Source organism: Bradyrhizobium sp. SPXBL-02 (assembly GCF_051853065.1).
In the GTDB taxonomy this organism is placed as follows: domain Bacteria; phylum Pseudomonadota; class Alphaproteobacteria; order Rhizobiales; family Xanthobacteraceae; genus Bradyrhizobium.
Window position 1 is genome coordinate 3,724,059 of record NZ_CP182474.1, and the last position, 20,673, is coordinate 3,744,731.

The 20,673-nt window shown below is 65.6% G+C and carries 20 protein-coding genes; 10 read left to right on the forward strand and 10 right to left on the reverse strand.

Annotated features, from left to right (window positions below):
- Positions 1-9 precede the first annotated feature (9 nt).
- Positions 10-1,188 carry a saccharopine dehydrogenase family protein gene (locus ACNJYD_RS17305; protein ID WP_439367118.1) on the forward strand — a complete coding sequence of 393 codons (1,179 nt, stop codon included), beginning with the start codon at positions 10-12 and terminating at the stop codon, positions 1,186-1,188.
- A 113-nt stretch (positions 1,189-1,301) separates the two neighbouring features.
- Here the strand turns inward: ACNJYD_RS17305 and ACNJYD_RS17310 are convergent, their stop codons facing one another.
- Positions 1,302-2,498: an FAD-dependent monooxygenase gene (locus tag ACNJYD_RS17310; RefSeq protein WP_439367120.1), complete on the reverse strand. Its 1,197-nt coding sequence runs from the start codon at positions 2,496-2,498 to the stop codon at positions 1,302-1,304.
- Between the two features lie 147 nt (positions 2,499-2,645).
- Here ACNJYD_RS17310 and ACNJYD_RS17315 point away from each other — a divergent pair, with 147 nt between their 5' ends.
- Entirely contained in the window at positions 2,646-3,122 is a 477-nt protein-coding gene (locus ACNJYD_RS17315) for a MarR family winged helix-turn-helix transcriptional regulator (RefSeq protein WP_439367485.1), read from the forward strand.
- Here ACNJYD_RS17315 and ACNJYD_RS17320 read toward each other — a convergent pair.
- The 3 genes from ACNJYD_RS17320 to ACNJYD_RS17330 form a co-directional block, all read right to left on the reverse strand.
- Positions 3,091-4,338, reverse strand: coding sequence for an O-antigen ligase family protein (locus ACNJYD_RS17320; protein WP_439367122.1), 1,248 nt, complete (start codon positions 4,336-4,338; stop codon positions 3,091-3,093). The two genes, ACNJYD_RS17315 and ACNJYD_RS17320, sit on opposite strands and share 32 nt — an antisense overlap.
- A 163-nt stretch (positions 4,339-4,501) precedes the next feature.
- Positions 4,502-6,052, reverse strand: coding sequence for an undecaprenyl-phosphate glucose phosphotransferase (locus ACNJYD_RS17325; protein ID WP_439367124.1), 1,551 nt, complete (start codon positions 6,050-6,052; stop codon positions 4,502-4,504).
- Between the two features lie 118 nt (positions 6,053-6,170).
- Positions 6,171-7,304: a glycosyltransferase family 4 protein gene (locus ACNJYD_RS17330; RefSeq protein WP_439367126.1), complete on the reverse strand. Its 1,134-nt coding sequence runs from the start codon at positions 7,302-7,304 to the stop codon at positions 6,171-6,173.
- 201 nt (positions 7,305-7,505) lie between these two features.
- On the opposite strand from ACNJYD_RS17330, the gene ACNJYD_RS17335 reads away from it, so the two are divergent.
- Positions 7,506-9,806, forward strand: coding sequence for a GumC family protein (locus ACNJYD_RS17335; RefSeq protein ID WP_439367128.1), 2,301 nt, complete (start codon positions 7,506-7,508; stop codon positions 9,804-9,806).
- A 308-nt stretch (positions 9,807-10,114) separates the two neighbouring features.
- Here the strand turns inward: ACNJYD_RS17335 and ACNJYD_RS17340 are convergent, their stop codons facing one another.
- Positions 10,115-11,296: a GNAT family N-acetyltransferase gene (locus tag ACNJYD_RS17340; protein WP_212255150.1), complete on the reverse strand. Its 1,182-nt coding sequence runs from the start codon at positions 11,294-11,296 to the stop codon at positions 10,115-10,117.
- A gap of 129 nt (positions 11,297-11,425) precedes the next feature.
- Between ACNJYD_RS17340 and ACNJYD_RS17345 the strand changes: the two genes are divergently transcribed.
- On the forward strand, positions 11,426-12,472 hold the full coding sequence (locus tag ACNJYD_RS17345; protein ID WP_212255151.1) for a polysaccharide deacetylase family protein: 1,047 nt from the start codon (positions 11,426-11,428) through the stop codon (positions 12,470-12,472).
- Here ACNJYD_RS17345 and ACNJYD_RS17350 read toward each other — a convergent pair.
- The gene (locus tag ACNJYD_RS17350) at positions 12,456-12,677 is read right to left on the reverse strand and encodes a DUF2842 domain-containing protein (protein WP_018320088.1); all 222 of its coding nucleotides are present in this window, start codon (positions 12,675-12,677) and stop codon (positions 12,456-12,458) included. The two genes, ACNJYD_RS17345 and ACNJYD_RS17350, sit on opposite strands and share 17 nt — an antisense overlap.
- A gap of 110 nt (positions 12,678-12,787) precedes the next feature.
- On the opposite strand from ACNJYD_RS17350, the gene ACNJYD_RS17355 reads away from it, so the two are divergent.
- Positions 12,788-13,870, forward strand: a complete 1,083-nt coding sequence (locus tag ACNJYD_RS17355) for a COX15/CtaA family protein (RefSeq protein ID WP_439367131.1) — start codon at positions 12,788-12,790, stop codon at positions 13,868-13,870.
- Here the strand turns inward: ACNJYD_RS17355 and ACNJYD_RS17360 are convergent, their stop codons facing one another.
- The 4 genes from ACNJYD_RS17360 to ACNJYD_RS17375 form a co-directional block, all read right to left on the reverse strand.
- Entirely contained in the window at positions 13,871-14,212 is a 342-nt protein-coding gene (locus tag ACNJYD_RS17360) for a hypothetical protein (protein WP_212255153.1), read from the reverse strand.
- A gap of 106 nt (positions 14,213-14,318) precedes the next feature.
- Entirely contained in the window at positions 14,319-15,599 is a 1,281-nt protein-coding gene (locus tag ACNJYD_RS17365; protein ID WP_172783488.1) for an O-acetylhomoserine aminocarboxypropyltransferase, read from the reverse strand.
- 151 nt (positions 15,600-15,750) lie between these two features.
- Entirely contained in the window at positions 15,751-16,335 is a 585-nt protein-coding gene (locus ACNJYD_RS17370) for a CoA-binding protein (protein ID WP_260379369.1), read from the reverse strand.
- Positions 16,336-16,443: 108 nt separating this feature from the next.
- On the reverse strand, positions 16,444-17,268 hold the full coding sequence (locus tag ACNJYD_RS17375; RefSeq protein WP_439367133.1) for an enoyl-CoA hydratase: 825 nt from the start codon (positions 17,266-17,268) through the stop codon (positions 16,444-16,446).
- An 85-nt stretch (positions 17,269-17,353) separates the two neighbouring features.
- On the opposite strand from ACNJYD_RS17375, the gene ACNJYD_RS17380 reads away from it, so the two are divergent.
- From ACNJYD_RS17380 to ACNJYD_RS17400, 5 genes are all read left to right on the forward strand, one after another.
- Entirely contained in the window at positions 17,354-17,782 is a 429-nt protein-coding gene (locus ACNJYD_RS17380; RefSeq protein WP_025036650.1) for a PaaI family thioesterase, read from the forward strand.
- Positions 17,783-17,939: 157 nt separating this feature from the next.
- Positions 17,940-18,404: a 50S ribosomal protein L13 gene (gene rplM, locus ACNJYD_RS17385; protein WP_018642440.1), complete on the forward strand. Its 465-nt coding sequence runs from the start codon at positions 17,940-17,942 to the stop codon at positions 18,402-18,404.
- Position 18,405: 1 nt separating this feature from the next.
- Positions 18,406-18,885, forward strand: a complete 480-nt coding sequence (rpsI, locus tag ACNJYD_RS17390; protein WP_018642439.1) for a 30S ribosomal protein S9 — start codon at positions 18,406-18,408, stop codon at positions 18,883-18,885.
- Between the two features lie 229 nt (positions 18,886-19,114).
- Positions 19,115-20,335 carry a GGDEF domain-containing protein gene (locus tag ACNJYD_RS17395; RefSeq protein WP_212255156.1) on the forward strand — a complete coding sequence of 407 codons (1,221 nt, stop codon included), beginning with the start codon at positions 19,115-19,117 and terminating at the stop codon, positions 20,333-20,335.
- 60 nt (positions 20,336-20,395) lie between these two features.
- Positions 20,396-20,632 carry a hypothetical protein gene (locus ACNJYD_RS17400; RefSeq protein WP_212255157.1) on the forward strand — a complete coding sequence of 79 codons (237 nt, stop codon included), beginning with the start codon at positions 20,396-20,398 and terminating at the stop codon, positions 20,630-20,632.
- Positions 20,633-20,673: the final 41 nt, after the last annotated feature.

The following is a 20,673-nucleotide window of genomic DNA, read 5'->3' on the forward strand; positions in this document are numbered from 1 at the left end:
AGGCCGATCATGAGCTCTGCGAAATTCGACATCGTCGTCTACGGCGCGACCGGTTTCACCGGCCAACTCGTCGCCGAATATCTGGCGGCGCATTACAAGGACGACAAGGCGCTCAAATGGGCGATGGCGGGCCGCAGCCTCGACAAGCTGAAATCGGTGCGCGATACGATCGGCGCGCCGGCCGACACGCCGCTGATCGTCGCGGACGCGTCGGACGCGGCGTCGCTGAAGGCGATGGTGGCGCAGACCAAGTCGGTGATCACGACGGTCGGTCCGTACCAGTTCTACGGCGAGGATCTGTTAGCTGCCTGCGTCGCTGCGGGGGCGGATTATTTCGATCTCTGTGGCGAGCCGGTGTGGATGCGGCAGATGATCGACAAGTACGACGCGGCGGCCAAGGCGAGCGGCGCGCGCATCGTGTTCTCCTGCGGCTATGATTCTGTGCCGTTCGAGCTCGGTACCTTCTTCGTGCAGGAGGAGGCAAAGCGCGTGTTCGGCGCGCCGGCACCGCGCGTGAAGGGCCGCGTGCGCGACATGCGCGGCACGCTGTCAGGCGGCACCGCGGCGAGCGCGAAGGCGACCTTCGATGCCGTCGCCAAGGACCTCAGCCTCGTCGCCATCCTCAACGACCATTTCGCGCTGACGCCCGGCTTCACCGGCCCGAAGCAGCCGAAGGGCAACAGGGCCGTCTTTGAGGAGGACCTGCAGTCCTGGGCCGCGCCGTTCATGATGGCGCTGATCAACACGCGCAACGTCCACCGCTCCAACATGCTGATGGGCTTTCCCTACGGCCGGGACTTTGTCTACGACGAGATGGTCCTGACCGGCGCCGGCGAGAAGGGCGAGGCCAACGCCAAGCGCGTCATGGCGGCCAATGCCGAGAAGACCGGGCCGAACGCGCCGAAGCCGGGCGAGGGACCGTCGAAGGAGGAGCGGGAGAACGGCCTGTTCAACCTGCTCTATGTCGCGATCGCCCCCGACGGCCGCATGGTCCGCGCCGGCGTCACCGGTGATCGCGATCCCGGCTACGGCTCGACCTCCAAGATGATCTCCGAATGCGCGATCTGCCTGCTGCGTGATGCGAGGGACGTTCCCGCCGGCTTCTGGACGCCGGGCGCGGCGATGCAGCACAAGCTGATCAAGCGGCTGCAGGACAACGCGGGGCTGACGTTCAAGGTGGAGAGCTAGTTCGGTATCGTAGGGTGGGCAAAGCGGAGCGTGCCCACCGCTTCTATTGCGATTGCGGAGAGATGGTGGGCACGGCGCAAGTGCGCCTTTGCCCACCCTACAGCAGCGGAGTCCTACGCCGCCCGCGCGTCATACGCGTACATGAAGTCCATGCCTTTGGCGCCGAGCGGCAGCAGCCATTTCAGCATCTGATTGCGGACCCAGGCGCCGGTGGCGCTGAACTCGCGCTTGCTGTTGCCGTTGCGACGGGCCATGGCAACGATCTTCTCGGTGCGCGGGCGGCGCTCGGCCTCGAAAGCCTGGAAGGTGGCGCCGAGCTCCTGGCCCTCCTGCATCAGACGAGCGAGCCGCATCGCGTCCTCCAGCGCGAGCGAGGCCCCCTGGCCGGCATGGGGGCTGGTTGCGTGCGCGGCATCGCCGATCAAGAGCGAACGCTTGCGCGACCAGGTCGGCAGGGTCGCGACATCGAGCGTGTCGGTGACGACGATGCTCTCGGCCGCTTCGATGATGGCGGGAATCGGATCATGCCAGCCGCGATGGAAGCCGCGCAGATGCTGCTTCAGCGTCGCAGGGTCAAGCGCGCGGAACATCGCCGCGTCCATGCCGTGTGCCGGCTGCGTGCTCCACCACATCACGCCGTCCATCGGATCGGGGCCGCAATAGCCGTAGCCGAAGAAGCCGCTTTGGCCGAATGTCGTTTCGACGTGCTGGCCGATGGATCTGCCGTCGAGCACGGCGTGCGGCACGAAGCCGCCGAAGCCGATCAGGCCGGTGTCGAACGGCTGCGGGCCATCCGGTACGACCTGGCGGCGCACGACCGAGTGGACGCCGTCGGCGCCGATCAGGAAGTCGCCTTCGGCGGTGGTGCCGTCGGCGAAGTAGGCGACGATCGGCTGGTCGCCGCGGTCCTCGATCTTGATCAGGCGCTTCTCGAAATTGAGCGAGACGCAGGCGCACCAAGCCTTGTCGATCAGGATCTCGTTCAACGCGGCGCGGGCGATGTTGACGGCCGGCTGGCCGAAGCGCCGCGCCATGTCGCGATTGATCGAGCCGAGCTTCTCGCCGCGCTGCGAATAGAAGTCGAAGGCTTCCGCGACCGAGCCGCGACTGATCAGCTCCTTCGCAAGCCCGATCTCGTCCAGGACATGCATGCCGTTCGGCGCGATCTGCAGGCCGCCGCCGATACCTTTCGAATAGGGCCACGCCTCGTAGATCGCGGATTCGATGCCGGCGCGGCGCAGCAGGATTGCGGCGACGGGTCCGGCGATGCCGGCGCCGATGATCAGCGCCTTGCGGGGACGGTGGGCCATGGCTTGCTCCCGACGTTTGCGTGGTGCTAGGAGAAAATACGGTCGCTAAATATCTTAGCGACTAAGATATATATCAGCTAAGATAAGAGGCCGGTCTTGTCAAGGACGAAGGCGCGCGCGGCGCTGTTGCTGGAGCTCGAAGAGGCGATGCGCAGGTCGTCGGCGCAAGGCGTGCTCTATGGCCAGACCGTCGCCAACGTTGCCGGAATTGCCAATTCCGACCTCGAATGCATGGACATCCTGTATCTCGAGGGCCGCGTCACCGCGGGCCGGCTCGCGGAGGTCACCGGCCTGACCACCGGCGCGATCACCGGCGTGGTCGACCGGCTCGAGAAGGCGGGCCTCGTGCGCCGCGAGCGCGACGAGAAGGACCGCCGCAAGGTTTTCATCGCGGTCGTGCCCGAGGCGATCGCAAGGCTCAGCCAATTCTACGTGCCGATGCAGCAGGCGATGGAGAAGGTCTTTGGCGCCTATTCCGACGAGGAGCTGCGCTTGCTGCTGCGCTTTGCCAATGAGGCTCACAAGGGTGTGCTGACGGCAACCGAGGCGCTGAAGGGGCTGCTCGACACGCCGCCGGAGAAGCGGCCCGAGCTCAAGCTGAAGAAGCGTCCTCGCCAGTCCTAGTCTTGTAGGCCTGCGCGGCGGCGATCATGCCCCACACCGCGCCCAGCATCATCCAGAAGTGCCGCCAGTGGTCGGTGTCGATCACGAAGCTTTCGCCGACGGTGCCGAGGAAGGCGGAAAACACCGCGAGGTATGCGCGCTGCCACGGCACAGGGATGAAGACGTGGCGGAAGCCCATGATGACGGTGGTGAAGACCAGCGCGGGATAGCACACGCCGGACAGCCAGCCGCCGGACATGAAGGCGTTGAGGTAGGAGTTGTGAGTGTCTTCGGGGAAGTAGCGGTGGAATTGCAACGGGCCGATGCCGAACGGCAGGTCGAGCGCCATCTCCGCGCCGAGGATGTGGCGGCCGAAGCGGCCGAAGCGGCCTTCGTCATAACTCTGGTCGAAGCTCGCGCGCTGCTTGAACATCTCCGCGGTGGCATCAAGCGACAGCAGCACGGCGATCAGCGCGAGGCCGAGCACCGCGGCGACGATCGCCATGATGACGATGCGCGAGCGCTGCGCGTTGGTGCGGCTGGTCAGCACCATCAGCGCCAGCATGAAGGCGGAGGTCAGCACCAGGCCGCCCCAGGCGGCGCGCGAGAAGGCGAGCAGGATCGCCAGCGACATGATGCCGAAGGCGATGACGTTGCGGAAGGCCTTGGCCAATTTGTCGGAGACCACGCTCTGGAGCGCGAACAGCGCCGGCAGGATCAGGAAGGCGCCGAGCACGTTCGGGTCCTTGAACGTGCCGCGCGCGCGGCCGTAGAGCGTGAGCAGGTCGTTTCCCCCGGGGATCAGGTGGAAGTAGCCGGCGACTGCCAAAAGCGAGGCGATCATCGCGCCGACCACGAGGCCTCGGCGCAGCATGTCGAGCCGCGCCGTCGTGTCCTCCGAGACGACCATCGCGAAGAACACCACCGTCACCGCCATGTACCAGGAGGTCGCGATCCAGCTCACCACCTCTGACTTGTCGAACAGCGGAATCGCGCTGATGGTGTAACCGACATTGAGCAGGACCAGCAGCAGCACCAGCGGCATCAGCACGAGCTTCAGCCGCAGCCCGGTGGCGAAAAAGGTGACGGTGGCGAGCAGCGTCGCGATCTCGTAGGGGCTCGGCTCGATGAAGACGATGGCGCCACAGGCGCCGACCAGCCACACCATCGCGCGCTGCAGCGCCAGCACGCCGGGCGCAGCTACGTTCATTTCACCGGCTGTCGCCGCATACGCCATCACACGCTCATACGCTTACGCAACTCATACGCCACAAACACACCTGTCATCGCCCGGCTCGACCGGGCGATCCAGTACTCCGCGGCGGTCATTGCCCAAAACAGCTGCCGCTGCGGCGTACTGGATGCCCCGGTCAAGCCGGGGCATGACAGAGAAACTCAACTCAATACGCGTTCTCGTTCTTGGTCAGCAGCGAGATCGGCGTCTTCAGGAGAATGACGAGGTCGAACAGCACCGACCAGTTCTCGATGTAATAGAGGTCGAACTCGACGCGCTTCTGGATCTTCTCTTCGTTGTCGATCTCGCCGCGCCAGCCGTTGATCTGGGCCCAGCCGGTGATGCCCGGCTTGACGCGGTGGCGGGCGAAATAGCCGTCCACGGCTTCGTCGAATAGGCGGCTCTGGAGCTTGCCCTGCACCGCATGCGGGCGCGGGCCGACCAGCGAGAGATTGCCTGAAAACACCACGTTGAAGAGCTGCGGCAGCTCGTCCAGGCTGGTCTTGCGGATGAAGCGACCGACGCGGGTGACGCGCGGATCGTTCTTGGTCACGACCTTGGAGGCGGTCGGATCGGCCTGATGGTGGTACATCGAGCGGAACTTGTAGACGTCGATGCGCTCGTTGTTGAAGCCGAAGCGCTTCTGGCGGAACAGCACCGGGCCGGGGCTGTCGAGCTTGACGGCCAGCGCAACCAATCCCATCACCGGCAGGGCGGCGAGCAGCGCGAGGCTGCCGACGATGCGGTCGAACAGCCATTTCATCACCAGGTCCCAATCGGTGATCGGCGCCTCGAACACGTCGAGCGTCGGCACCTCGCCTAGGTAGGAATAAGAGCGGGGCCGGAAGCGCAGCTTGTTGGTGTGCGCGGAGAGGCGGATGTCGACCGGCAGCACCCAGAGCTTCTTCAGCATCTCCAGGATGCGCGTCTCCGCCGAGATCGGCAGCGCGAACAGCACGAGATCGACGCGGGTGCGGCGGGCGAACTCGACGATGTCGTCGACCTTGCCGAGCTTGCGCGCGCCGGCGCAGGTGTCGAGCGCGCGGCTGTCGTTGCGGTCGTCGAACACGCCGAGCACGTGGATGTCGGAATCTTCCTGCGCCTTCAGCGCCTCGACCAGCTGCTCGCCGTTGCTGTCGGAGCCGACGATGATGGTGCGGCGGTCGAGCCGGCCCTCTCGCGCCCAGGCGCGGACCAGCGAGCGCAGCACCAGACGCTCGGCCATCAGGGCCGCGAGCCCGAGGAAGTAGAAGGCCGCCAACCACAGCCGCGAGACCTCGCTGCCGAACTTGGCGAAGAAGGAAATGCCGATGAAGAGCAGGAAGACGAACGACCAGGACGAGATCATCCGCGTCATCTGCCGGAGCTGACCACGGAACAGCTGCACCTGGTAGATGTCGGCGGCCTGGAAGCAGACCACGGCGGCGATGGCGACGGCGATGACCTCGGCTGGATAGACCCAGCTGAACGCCCCCGCGAGCGGCATGACATAGCCGAGATAGACCGCGATACCGACGAGGCTCAGCAGCGCGAAATCGGCAAGGCGCACGAAACCGGCGATCACGATCGGCGAATAGGCACGCGCGACCTTCTGGTTGACGACGTCGAGCGCCGCAGGCGAGAGCCGGCGACGGCGCTCCACGAAGGGCTGGTCAGCAGGCTTTGCCGCAGCGCTGGCCGCGGCATCGAACATCGAGCGTGCGTTGAGCGGTTCCACGGGCGTCCACGTCCATTCCAAAACCCGCGGCACGGCCTTGCGCGCCCGGGCAAGCATCCCCTGGCGCTTCGATTATCGGACAAATCGGAAGATTCTCTAAAGCCGGACTTAAGGGTGGTTAATGATTGGCAAATGCGTCGCGATAGCCGGCGAGCACGCCCTCGACCATCGCGGCCTGCGAGAAATGCGCCGAGATGCGCTCGCGCAAGGAGACCGCGCGTTGCGCGGTGGTGTGCGGATCATCGAGTGCTGCGGCGATCGCCTCTGCCATGGCTTCGGGATCGCTGGGCGCGAACAGCGCCGGACTGTCGGCGCCCAGGATCTCGGGGATGCCGCCGATCTTGGATGCGATCATCGGAATGCCCGCGGCGCCGGCCTCGATCACCACGTAAGGCATGGAATCGCCGCGCGAGGGGACGACGAGCAGCCGCCCCTTGGAGAAGCCGTAGCGCGCCTTGACGTGACCAATGAAGCGGATGGCGCTCCCGAGGCCGAGCCGCTCGACCTGTGCCTTCAGCGCGGCCGTCTCCTCGCCGTCACCGCCGAGCGTGAGCGTGACCTTCTTGCCGCCCTCGTGCAGACGCGCCACGGCGTCGACCAGCAGGTCGGCGCCTTTGATGTGCCTGAACTCGCCGACATAGCAGAGGTCGGTCGTATCCTCGCCGGTAATGACCGGCTCGAATTCCTCCGGCGTCACGCCGTTGAAGACGCAATGCACTACGCCCTTGGGCGTGCCGACGATGCGCTGATAGGTGTCGCGCGCAAAGGCACTCTCGAACAGGAACAGGTCCGTCGAATCCATCAGCGCACGCTCGAGCCGCGCGTAGAACTCGCCCTTGAAGGTGTTGAGCGGGTAGTGCAGCGAGCCGCCGTGCGGGGTGTAGATGCGGATCGTCTTGTCCGAGCGTCGCCGCATGCGGATGAAGGCGCCTGCCTTGGCACCGTGGCCGTGCATCACGTCGGGCTTGAGTGCGGCGATGAGCCGCCGCATGCGGAGCCATACCAGGACGTCGTCCGGCGACGGTTCGCGGCGGATCGCCATACGGTGCACGCCGAGCTTCAAGCGCGGCGCGAGCTCGGTCAGCGCCTTGTCGGCGCGCTCGCCGCCGGTGAGGCTGTCGGCGAGGATGCCGACATGATGGCCGCGGTCGACCTGGCCGTTGGCGACGTCCAGGATGTGACGGAAGATGCCGCCGACCGGAGCGCGCACGGCGTGAAGGATGCGAAGCGGCCGGTCGGGAGAGGGGGGCATGATCAAAACCAGCTCGACGGCGACTGCCGAACAATTGTCACGAAATAATCGCGATGGATTAAGGGGCCTCGTGGTTAACAAACGGTGACGGGCGCGCGCGCGTCAGGCGCGTACTGTCGCGATTAACCCAGCGGCAACCTTAATGGAGTGTAATCGCCCCGGTTGAGGTAGAGTCGCAGCGTTGCCCTGCGGGAGTGTTCGATGCGTTTAGCGTTCTGGCGTGCCGGCAAGGACAAGGCTGTAATCGAGCGGGCCGTCGCGAAGTCCAAGGGCGAGGCTGCGCCCAAGATCGAAGCCACCATCGAAAAGATCGACGCCAAGATCGAAGCGAAGCCTGCGTCCGTCAGCGCGAAGCCGGGGCAAGTCGAATCCGGCGATATCGACCTGCATGCGCTCGGTGCCGCCCTGGCGCGCAAGCGCGGCTGGGTCATCGTGCCGACAGTGCTGGCGCTCGTTGCGTCCCTCGCCATCGTCAATCTCGTCACGCCGCGCTACAAGTCCGAAACCCGCATCCTGATCGACGGCCGCGAGAACGTGTTCCTGCGTCCGAACAGCGACCGCACCGAGGAGCGGCAGGCGCTCGATGCCGAGGCCGTCACCAGCCAGGTGCAGCTGGTGCTGTCGCGCGATCTCGCGCGCGAGATCATCAAGAAGAACAAGCTCGCCGAGCGCCCCGAATTCGATCCCGTCCTGCAGGGCATCTCGCCGCTGAAGTCGCTTGCCGCGCTCATCGGCATCGGCCGCGATCCTTTCGCAATGACGCCGGAAGAGCGCGTGCTCGATTCCTATTATGAACGCCTTCAGGCCTACGCCGTCGACAAGTCGCGCGTGATCGTGGTCGAATTCCAGTCCGCCGATCCCGAGCTTGCCGCGCGCGTCGCCAACTCGATCGCCGACGGCTATCTCGTGCTGCAGCAGGCGGCACGCCAGGAGCAGGCCAAGAACGCCAGCCAATGGCTGGCCGGCGAGATCGAGAGTTTGCGCAAGAAGGTCTCGGAGGCCGAAGCCAGGGTCGAGGACTTCCGTTCCAAGTCCAGCCTGTTCGTCGGCACCAACAACACCACGCTGTCGAACCAGCAGATGGGCGAGGTCAACACCCAGCTCAACAACGCGCGCTCGATGAAGGCGGATGCGGAATCCAAGGCACGGCTGATCAAGGAGATGCTCCAGAGCGGCAAGCCGATCGAGGCATCCGAGGTCGTGAACTCCGAATTGATGCGCCGGCTGTCGGAGCAGAGGGTGACGCTGCGGGCGCAACTCGCCGAACAATCCTCGACGCTGCTCGGCAATCATCCCCGGATCAAGGAGCTGAAGGCGCAGCTCGGCGACCTCGACAATCAGATTCGCGACGAAGCCGCCAAGATCTCGCGTTCGCTCGAGAACGATGCCCGGATCGCCAGCGGCCGGGTCGATGGCCTGACCGTGAGCCTCGAGCAGCTCAAGAAGCAGGCGGCCTCCACCAACGGCCAGGACGTCCAGCTCCGCGCGCTCGAGCGCGAAGCCAAGGCGCAGCGCGATCTGCTCGAGACTTATCTTGCCAAGTATCGCGAGGCCAACACCCGCGAGACCATCGACACCGCGCCGACCGATGGCCGCATCATCTCGCGCGCCATCGTCTCGAACACGCCGGCCTATCCGAAGAAGCTGCCGATCGTGCTGATCGCGACGATCGCCACGCTGCTGCTCTCGTCCGGCGTCGTCGTCACCGGCGAGCTGCTGCGCCAGACCGCGCCGCGCGCGGCTTTGGGCTCGGTGCGGGCGCCGGTGCGTGAGGAGCGGCTGGTCGTTCAGCGGGCCATCGAGCCCGCGGTCGACAGGGCCGGCGAACCAATATTGGATCCGGTGTTGGCGGAGCCCGCGCCGCTGCAGCCGGAGATGACGGCCGATTTGGACACCGGCGAATTCACCGAGATCGAACGTCTGGCCGACGATCTGCGTGCCGCGGGCGCCGCGGCCAAGAAGGTGACGGTGCTCGGCACCGCGCCGGGCGAAGCCATCACGCTGTCGACGCTGACGCTGGCGCGGAACCTGGCGCGCGATGCCCGCGTCGTCGTGGTCGATCTCGCCGCATCCTCGCCGACGATTGCCGCAGTCTGCGCCGATGCGCAGTCGCCGGGCCTTGCCGAGCTGATGCAGGGCGAGGCCTCGTTCGCGCAAGTCATCACCCGGGACAAGCTGTCGCGGCTGCATCTGGTCATGGCCGGCCGTCCCGGCTTCGACCGCAGCCTGCTGCAATCGCCGCGCGTGGCGCTCGCGATCGACGCGCTGCTGCGGGCCTACGATCACGTGCTGATCGACGCCGGCAGCGCCTCCGACCTTCCGGCCGAGCTGTTGACGGCGCATGCCCGCGCCGTCGTGGTGCCTGACGCCGCGATGGCCCCGGATGCGCGCACGCAGATGTGCGAGCAGCTGAGAGCCGTCGGCTTCAGCGCGGTGACGATGCTGAGCAAGCCGGTGCAGCCGTCCGATGCCGCCGAGACGCCGCGCGTCGTGGCGGCGTAGGCCTTCTTACCCTCTCCCCTTGTGGGAGAGGGTGGCTTCGCGTAGCGAAGCCGGGTGAGGGGTCTCTATCCTCACGAACAATCCGGCGAGTCCAGAGAACCCCTCATCCGGCGCTTCGCGCCACCTTCTCCCACAAGGGGAGAAGGGAAGACAGAACTCGTAGGGTGGACAAGGGCGCCCTTGCGCCGTGCCCACCGCCTGTCCAATGCGGTAACGGAAGACGTGGGCACGCTTCCGCCTTCGCTCTTCGAGCTACGGCGGACAAGTCGCTTTGCCCACCCTACGATATTGACGTTTGTGGAGAGATCTTACCCGAACGCCTGCCGCAGCCGGCGGGCCATGTCGAACAGCATCTGGTTCTGCTTCACCAGCCGCTTGCCGTGGCTGAGCGAGGACATCGCCATCGCCGCGAGCTTGCCGCGCGAGGTCAGGGGGACGAAGCTGTCGAAAATCGCATCGTCGTCCTTGCAGAACATCCGCTTGTAATCGTCCGAACCGATGCCGAGGTCGAGCGAGCGGTAGCCGCGCTCGCCGTAGCGGTCGATGATGTAGCGCATCAGGATCAGGCCGGGGCTGTAGCGGGCGTGCTCGGTCATCGTGTAGGTGTTGAACATCATCGAGAAGCGCGTCCCGTCGGCGACGCCGGCGAAGATCGCGATCACTTCCTCGTCGCATTCCAGCGCATGGATGTCGATGACATGACCTTCACCGCGCGGTGCAAGGCAGGCGCTGCGGACGAACTGCTCGACGCCGGGTTCGGCAAAGACGTTCGGGAGCTTCTGCTCCGCCATCCGCGCCGGCTTGACGCGGAAGAACCAGTCGAGCAGGCGGGTGATGTCTGCGTCTGACGTGGCCAGGTGATAGCGATAGCCGGCGAGGGACTGAAGCTTCTTTTCCTTGCTCTTGAGGCGGCGGCGGAGGGAATTGCTGATCCGCGATGCCGGCGGACCGCCCGGCTCCATCACCAGCCGCGGACAGGCGTTGATCGCGCGCTGCCGCGGCAGGGCTGCAAACGGGTTCTGCTGGTCGTGCCAGCGCTCGGGCTGCTGCGTCAGCGCGAGCACGTCGACGTGCTCACCCAGCGGCGCAAGCAGTGCATCGAGATCGGCGCCGGCGGCCTCTGCCGCGAACTCGGCGTTCCACAGGCCCATATTGAAGGTCGTGTGCTTGCCGCCAATGAAGCAGGCGGTGCGAATGCCGTGGCGCTCGCGCAGCGAGAGCGGCAGCAGCAGCAGCGGCCGGCGCTCGGCGTCGCGGGCGATCACGATGAACGGCCGCGCACCTTCGTGGGCGCCGACCAGTCGCTGCCACGGACTGAGCAGGTCGAAGCGCTGGTAGGGCGTGAAGAGATGGCCGTGTTCCTCGAAGGCACGCCAGACCGGCTCGGCCTCGGCGAGATCGGTGACGATATCGACCTGCGCAATACGGCTCGCTTTCGACCGCGCTGGCGCTTCTGCCGTCCGGCTTTGCATCGCCGCAGCCATGGTCATTCGCGAAACCTGTCGAGAAATCGAAAATACGTATTTCGGCCTGTGGCCGACCTTTGCAAACAAAGGTCAACAAAGGGTAATGACAATGGCAGAGGGAACGGACCGCCGGCGCGCGCGAAGGGTGGGATTTTGGCTTCCGACGACAGATGGCTGGAACGGCTGCGCCTCGAGCTGGCCTGGTTCACCAGCCAGGCCATGCTGCGCAGTCGCGGTGCCGGCGCCATCCTGCGCTTCCAGCACGTGCGGCCGCGGCGGCGCGGATTTCAGCCGCTGCGCGAGCACGAGATCACGCCGCAATTCCTCGATCGCGCCATCCGCGCGCTGAAGCGGTGGAAGTACGATTTCCTCGGCATGGACGAGGTCTGCCGGCGCGCGGTGACGCTGCCGGAGAAGCGGCGCTTCGTGGCGCTGACCTTCGATGGCGCGCCCAAGGATCTCATCACCTTCGCCTATCCTGTGCTGGCGCGTCACGCCGTGCCATTCACGGTCTATGTGCCGACCGCTTTTCCCGACGGCGTCGGCGAGGCCTGGTGGCTCGGGCTGGAGCAGGTGATCGCACGCGAGAGCCGCATCAGCCTGATGATGGGCGAGAAGGAGCAGCGCTTCACCGTCGCCGACAAGGCGGGGAAACAGGCGCTGTTTTCGTATCTGGAGAGCTGGTTGCGCTCGCTGCCGCCGGCGGATCTGTCGGTCGCGATCGCCGATCTCTGCACGCGCTACCGGATCGACCTCGCCGCGCTCTCCCGCGAGGCGTCGATGGATTGGGAAGACCTTGCCAGGCTCGCCGCCGACCCGCTCGTGACGATCGGCAGCGCAACGGTGAACTATCCGGTCCTGGCCAACCTGAAGGACGCAGCCGCGCTGCGCGAGATGACGATGGGCAAGGCCGTGGCGGAATCGGCCTTCCAGCGCGAGATCAGGCATTTCGCCTTTCCGTTCGGCGACCGCGCTTCGTTCCGGCGCGGCCACGTCGTGATGGCGGAGGAGGCGGGCTTCGCCAGCGCCGCCTCGACGATCCCGGGCATCGTTGAGGCGGAGGGACGCACAAACTTGCGCGCGCTGCCGCGGATCCCCTGGGACGGGCGCGTGCGCTCGCTGCGGATGCTGCGCGTGCTGGTCTCGGGCGTCGCCTTTGCGCCGGTGAGGCCGACCGGGAGCGCTACGAGCCAGACTTGACGCGGTCGGGCCGCTGCATCCAGCTCACGATCGGCATCGCCGGCAGCACCCAGCCCATGCCGACCACCACATAGTAGATCGCCTGCCGCCAGCCGGATTCGGCGATCCACGGCATCTGCGCCGCCGCCATGCCGAGCAGGGCCCAGACGGTGGCCAGCACCAGGAGCAGGATGGCGCCGAGGAACTTGCGGGTGCGGATCGTCATGGCGGGGACTTTAAGGCTTTCGCGTAACTTGCGCTGCGGGAGCGGGGGACTATAAGGGGCACGCAATCCGGTTCAAGTCTCTTAGCCACAGGCTTGGTTTTGTCTCTGAAATGACGACGATTTCCGCCCCATCCGAGCCGCATCGCGCCGTGCGCTGGTGGCTGATCTGCGTGGCCGCGCTGATCGCGCTGATGGTGCTGGTCGGTGGTGCGACACGGCTGACGGAATCCGGCCTTTCGATCGTCGAATGGAAGCCGGTCACGGGCAGTGTTCCGCCGCTATCGGAGGCGGCGTGGGCCGAGGCGTTCGAGGCCTACAAGAAGATCCCGCAATATCGCGAGCTCAATTCAGGCATGAGCCTGTCCGAGTTCAAGGAGATCTTCTGGTGGGAATGGAGCCACCGGCTGCTCGGCCGCTTCATCGGCGTCGCCTATCTCTTGCCGTTCCTGTTCTTCCTCTGGCGCGGCGGGTTGCCCGGTGAGCTGAAGCGCAGGCTGTGGCTGCTGTTCGCGCTCGGCGGGCTGCAGGGGGCGGTCGGCTGGTGGATGGTGGCCTCGGGCCTCACGGAGCGGGTCGAGGTGTCGCAATATCGGCTGGCGACGCATCTGCTACTCGCGCTCCTGATCTTCGCCGGCATCGTCTGGACGGTGCGGCGGCTCAAGGAGCGGCCGCAGATCGCCGTGTCCGCGCGGCTGCGGTTCACGAGCGCGCTGCTGCTCGTGGTGACGTTCGTGCAGATCTATTTCGGCGCACTGGTCGCGGGCCTGCGCGCCGGGCGGGCCTACAACACCTGGCCTGAGATCGATGGCGCGTTCATCCCGTCGGCGGAGCGGTTGTGGTTCGAGACGCCGTGGTGGCGCAACATGTTCGACAATGTGCTGACGGTACAGTTCGAGCACCGCATGACCGCCTATGCGCTGTTCGTGCTCGCGCTGCTGCATGCGATCGACGCGGTGCGTTTGCGGGCAGGGGCGGCAGCCAGCGGCGCGTTGTGGCTGTTCGCGGCGGTGAGCGTGCAGGCGGTGCTCGGCATCCTCACGCTGCTCAACCAGGTGCCGATCGACCTTGCGCTTTCGCACCAGGCCGTAGCGATCGTGGTGTTGACGCTGGCAGTGATGCAGGTCGAGCGGCTCGCCTCACGACAGTCCGCGCAAGCGCAGCCGCGCGTAGTTCCCGTGAGCCAGCCCGGCTGATCAGCAATAGCCGTAGACGCCGCACGCGTAGGGCAGGCGCCAGAAATAATCGACCTGCTTCCCGCCGTAATACGAGCCCTGATAATCGTAGCTCCACGGGCGGCCGTAATAGCCGGGCAGCGTGTGCGAGCCCGGCAGCAGCGGCGTGCCCGGCAGGTTGCGGATATAGCTGCCGATGCCATAGGCCGGCGAGATCAGCGCATCCGGATCGGTCTCGACATAGACCTGAGGCGGGTCCTGCGGCACGGCGGCGCGCCGCTTCGGCGTCGCCGGCAGATCGGCGGCAATTGCAGCCGACGCCGTCAGCATCACTGCCAGGGCAGGCACCATCCAGCGCAGCATCGTCGGCTCCGAATCAAAGGGGCGATCCAAGGACGATGTATGGGGCAGGTATGGTTAATGAGGGTTAACCGGCGGCGGCCGAAAGGGCCGCCGTCGTTCCCAGGCGCTACGCGCCCAGCGCCTGTTCCAGATCCGCGATCAGGTCTTCCTTGTCCTCGATGCCGATCGAGAGCCGGACCACGTCGGGGCCGGCGCCGGATTTCACCTTGGCGGCGTCGTCGAGTTGGCTGTGCGTGGTCGAGGCCGGATGGATCACCAGCGAGCGGGTGTCGCCGACATTGGCGAGGTGCGAGAACAGCTGCAGCTTCGACACCAGGCTGACGCCGGCATCATAGCCGCCCTTCAGGCTGAAGGTGAACACCGCGCCGGCGCCCCTTGGTGCGTATTTGCGCGCGAGCTGGTTGTACTTATCGTTCGGCAGGCCAGCATAGCTCACCGAGGCCACCGCAGGATGTCCCGCGAGGTATTCGGCAATGGCCTTGGCATTGTCGCAGTGCTTCTGCATGCGCAGCGGCAGCGTCTCGATGCCGGTCAGGATCATGAAGGCGTTGAACGGCGACAGCGCCGGGCCGAGATCGCGCAGGCCGAGCACGCGGCAGGCGATCGCGAAGGCGAAATTGCCGAAGGTCTCCTGCAGGCGGATGCCGTGATATTCGGGGCGCGGCTCCGACAGCATCGGATATTTGCCGCCGGTCGACCAGTCGAAGGTGCCGGCATCGACGATGATGCCGCCGAGCGAGTTGCCGTGGCCGCCCAAAAATTTCGTCAACGAGTGCACGACGATGTCGGCGCCGTGATCGATCGGACGGATCAAATAGGGCGAGGCCAGCGTGTTGTCGACGATCAGCGGAACGCCCGCCTTGCGTGCCACGGTCGAGATCGCCTCGATGTCGGTGATGCTGCCGCCGGGGTTGGCGATGGACTCGATGAAGATCGCCTTGGTGCGCGGCGTCACCGCGCGCTCGAAGCTTGCGATGTCGTCGGGATCGGCCCACACCACGTTCCAGCCAAAGCTCTTGAAGGCGTGCGTGAACTGGTTGATCGAGCCGCCATAGAGTTTTCGCGCGGCGATGAACTCGTCGCCAGGTTGAAGCAGCTGCTGCAGCACCACCACCTGCGCGGCATGGCCGGAGGCCACCGCGAGCGCGGCCGTGCCGCCTTCGAGCGCGGCGACGCGTTCTTCCAGCACGGCGTTGGTGGGGTTGCCGATGCGGGTATAGATGTTGCCGAATGCCTGCAGGCCGAACAGCGAGGCGGCGTGGTCGGCATCGTTGAAGACGAAAGAGGTCGTTTGATAAATCGGAGTTGCGCGCGCGCCGGTGGTGGGGTCGGGCTGTGCACCGGCATGCACGGCAAGCGTTGAAAATCCCGGAAGGCGATCGCTCATTGAGGGCGTCCTGTTCTTGTGGCCTGAAAATCGCGCGGCATGCTGATCGGCGCCGCGTTCCACGTCAAGGCGCGGCTTCACCTCAGGATCATTTTGGGAATGATCGTGCTACGCATTGTCGCGTTCGCGAAACGAAGCCTTCGCAAGTGCGTCAGCTTTGCTCGCTCTTGTTCTTCGCAGCACGATCCGATGCGGCGGTGTTGCCACCGCCGACGCTCATCCGATTGAGGGATAGCCGCATGCCCTGCGTCGGCGCCGGCGCGCGCTTGGAGCTGAGCGTGCGCGAATTCACGCCCATCCAGGAGATTTCGGACGACAGGCGGCCATATTCGATCTTCGGGCAGCGGTTCATGACCACCTTGATACCGACTGATTCCGCTTTCGCCGCAGCGGCATCGTCGCGCGCGCCGAGCTGCATCCAGATCACCTTCGGCAGCGGGTCGAGCGTGAGCGCCTCCTCGACGACGGGCATGATGTGGCTGGAGTTGCGAAAGATGTCGATCATGTCGACGGGACGGCCGATGTCCGAAAGTGACGCGACGAACGGCTTGCCGAGCAGCTCCTTGCCGACATGGCCGGGATTGATCGGGATCATGTCGTAGCCGCGCTGCATCAGGTATTTGAACGCGAAATAGCTCGGCCGCACATTGACCGGCGACGCGCCGACCATCGCGATCGACTTCACGCCGTTGAGGATGCCGCGGATGTAATTGTCGGGATAGGCGTCGTGGTTCATTTGTCGTTCTTCTTTCTTGTCATTGCGAGGAGCGAAGCGACGAAGCAATTCAGGCTGTTTCCCCGGAGGGATTCCTGGATTGCTTCGCTTCGCTCGCAATGACGAATTTCACTCATCCCGCCATGTCGGCGCGCGCTTCTCGATGAAGGCGCCGATGCCTTCCTCGGCGTCGCGCGCCATCATGTTCTCGGTCATCACCTCTGCGGCATAGCGATAGGCATCCGCAAGGCTCATCTCGGCCTGGCGGTAGAACGCCTCCTTGCCGAGCTTGATCGTGTAGGCGGATTTCAGCGCGACCTGTTGCGCGAGCTCGATCGCGGCGCCGAGCTCGGTGCCGGCAGGCACCACGCGGTTGACGAGACCGATCTCGCGGGCGCGGTCGGCCGTGACAGGCTCGCCCGTCAGCAGCATCTCCATGGCCTGCTTGCGCGTCACGTTGCGCGACAGCGCCACCATCGGCGTCGAGCAGAACAGGCCGATGTCGACGCCGGGCGTGGCGAACTTCGCCGCCTCCGAGGCGATCGCCAGATCGCAGCTTGCCACCAGCTGGCAGCCCGCCGCGGTGGCGATGCCTTGGACGGCAGCGACCACGGGCCTGGGCAGGCGCACGATCGCCTGCATCATGGCACTGCATGCCGTCATGATCTGCGCAAAATAAGCCCGGCCGTGATCCGGATCGGTGCGGCGCGCGGTCAGTTCCTTCAGGTCGTGGCCGGCGGAAAAAGCCGGGCCGTTGGCTGCGATCACGACCGCACGGATGTGCTTGTGTTCCGCGATCGCATTGAGGCTCGCATGCAGCTGTCCGATCATTGCCTCCGACAGGCTGTTGCGCGCAGCTGGTCGGTTCAGCGTGAGCACGGCGACGCTGCCGACGATCTCGCGCAGCAGGATCGGCGGTTGCGGGGCGGGGGCGCGGGCGGCCTGGGAGGACATTGACGCGATTTCCCCTAAATGATTGCAATTGGATGACACCGATAACTTAATGTAACAGGGCAGGCGAAGCGAGGGTGGGGACGGCATGGCGTTAGCGAAAATGAGCGTGGCGGAGCTGGAGCAGTTCCTCCGTGACGAGTTTCCCCAGGCCTTCAGCGGTGACGACATCACGATCGAGAGCGCGGACGGCCAGACCAGCCTCTTGCGCCAGCGCTACAGCGAACGGATGCTGCGGCCGGGCGGAACCGTGTCGGGCCCGACCCTGATGGCGCTCGCGGATTTCGCGATGTACGTGGTGCTGCTGTCCGCGATCGGGCCGATCGGGCTCGCCGTTACCACCAATCTCAACATCAACTTCCTGCGCAAGGGCCAGCCCGGGCAGGACGTGCTGGCCGAGGCGCGGCTGCTCAAGCTTGGCAAGCGCCTTGCCGTGGGGGAGGTGAACCTCCTGTCCGGGACCTCACCCGATCCGATCGCCCACGTCACCTCGACCTATTCCATTCCAAATGTTTGAGCTTTTTGCAGGTAATATCACACCATATTTTTAAGTCATTGATTTTATGTTGCTAATCTGCGCTCTGGGGCATTGACCGTTGCGCCGCTCTTCTCTAGAACCCGCGCAGTCCGGCGCGGTGTTCGCGCCGATATCTCCCGTCCACGGAAACTCCGACATGAAAACCTTTTCGGCAAAGCCGGCTGAGGTGACGAAGAAGTGGGTGCTGATCGACGCCAAGGGTCTGGTCGTCGGCCGTCTCGCCACCATCGTCGCCATGCGCCTGCGCGGCAAGCACCTCCCGACCTACACCCCGCACGTCGATTGCGGCGACAACGTCATCATCATCAATGCGCAGCATGCGGTACTCACCGGTCGCAAGCGCGAGCAGAAGACCTACTACAAGCACACCGGCTATGTCGGCCACGTCAAGGAGCGCACCGCGCGCCAGATCCTCGAGGGCCGTCATCCTGAGCGCGTGCTCGAGAAGGCCGTCGAGCGCATGATCCCGCGTGGTCCGCTCGGTCGCGTCCAGATGGGCAACCTCCGCGTCTACGGCGGGGCTGATCATCCGCACGAGGCGCAGCAGCCCGAGAAGATCGACATCGCCAAGTTGAACCGCAAGAACACGAGGGCCGCATAACATGGCCGAATCCATTCAGTCGCTCGACCAGCTCTCGCAGCTCAAGACGGCGGCCGCGCCTGAGGCGCCCAAGCACGAGAAGAAGGTCGACAAGTTCAACCGCGCCTATGCGACCGGCAAGCGCAAGGATGCGGTCGCCCGCGTCTGGATCAAGCCGGGCGCCGGCAAGGTCACCGTCAACTCGCGCGAGGTCGAGGTCTATTTCGCCCGTCCCGTGCTGCGCATGATGATCGAGCAGCCGTTCTCGGTGGCCCAGCGTTCGGGCCAGTACGACGTGATCTGCACCGTCGCCGGCGGCGGTCTGTCCGGCCAGGCCGGTGCGGTCCGTCACGGTATCTCCAAGGCGCTCACCTATTTCGAGCCGGAGCTGCGCTCTGTGCTCAAGAAGGGCGGCTTCCTCACCCGCGACTCGCGCGTGGTCGAGCGCAAGAAGTACGGCAAGGCCAAGGCCCGCCGCTCCTTCCAGTTCTCGAAGCGTTAATCGCTTCGGTCGCATTCGCCGCGAAAGCGGCTTCAATGAGATGCAAAAGGGCGCTGATTTCAGCGCCCTTTTTGTTGTTCGTTTGTATGCAAATTGATGGCGTGTTTCCCGAAAACTTAGGGATCCGCGAAAACCTGAATGGAACCCGCGCGACCTAGCGTCGCCTTCGGAAGGGCGCGCAAATCGGCTGGGCCGATCGCGTAACTGCTATTTTCTAAAGGGGGCCGACATGATGTCGCTCGATAGCATCACGCTCTATTTGGTCGCCACCATGGTCGCCGCACTGCTCGGCGCCATGATGGTGTTTTTCGGCAAGCAGGAGAACAGCCCGGCGCTGAAATGGTGGGGCACCGCCTATCTGCTCGGTGCCGCCTCCGTCGCGTTATGGACCGCGGCGGGCGACAGGCTGGGGCCGCACTTGTACCTCGCGCTGAACGCCGTCGGTTTCGTCGCCTGCGGCATGGTATGGAACGCGGCGCGCGTCTTCCACGGACGCAAGCCGAACTGGCCCGGGCTCGTGCTCGGCGCGCTCGCCTGGGTCGCGGCTGCGACGCTGCTCGATCCCACGGCATCGATGCTGCGCATGCTCGTCGGTGCCGGCATCGTCTCGGTGTACGCGGCGCTGACTGCGAGCGAGCTCTGGACCGAACGGCGCAAGAGCGTGCAACGGCGGTGGCCGGCCCTCGTGATGCCGGTGATGCACGGCTGCGTGTTGATGCTGCCGATCGTGATCGGCAGCGTCCTGCGTCCGCATGATGCCGGCTTCTCCTCGAGCATCTGGGTTACGGTGTTCGCGGTCGAGCTCATCCTCTATGCCGTCGGTACGGTGTTCGTGATCTTCATGCTGGTGTCGGAACGCACCGTCACCGCGCACCGGACTGCGGCATCGACCGATCCTTTGACCGGCATGCTCAACCGCCGCGGCTTCTCGGAGGCCTGTGCGCGCGTGATCGAGCGCGAGGCAAAGGCCGGGCGGCCCGTGACCGTGATGATCTTCGACATCGACCACTTCAAGTCGATCAATGACCGTTTCGGCCATCCCGCCGGCGACGAGATGCTCAAACTGTTCTCCACCGTCGTGGTCAGCAATTTGCGCATCTCCGACCTTTCGGGCCGCATCGGCGGCGAGGAGTTCGCCGCGCTGTTGCCGTGCGCGCTGGAGGAGGGCGTGCTGGTCGCCGAGCGCGTGCGCGAGGCGTTCGAGACCTCCGGCGTCGTGGTCGACGAAGGTCCGGTCGACACCACCGTCAGCATCGGCGTCGCCGGCGGTCCGGCCGGCACCGAGCTCGAGGTGCTGCTGGCCTCGGCCGACACCGCGCTCTACCAGGCCAAGCGCGGCGGCCGCAACCGCGTCGAGGCGGCCGAGGAGCTGCCGCTGTCGCTGGAGAACTGGCGGCGTCAGAGCGCGGCGCGGATCGGCGCATCGCAGGCGCGTCCGGCCACCGCGTGAGAATGCAGGGCGGGCTTGCGGTAAATCTCTGTTTACCATTCGATCCCTACCATCGTGGCCATGGAATCGATCCGCCGACAGAATCCGCAAGCCGCCCTGATGTCGCTCGAAGCCGAGGCCGCCTCGGCCCGCGGCGGCTTCGCCTGTCTGTTCTCGACCGCGGACGAATACGAGAGCGCGCTGATCACCGAGCGCCGCGCGCAAGGACGCTACACGCAGCATCGTAGCTACTGGCCGTTCGTGCTGTTCGCGGGGTGTGCGCTGATCGTGACCGGCACCGTTCTGCTGTTCGCCTGACGCACCCGCAATTGGGCTGGGGCAGGGCGCCGTTCCGGCGC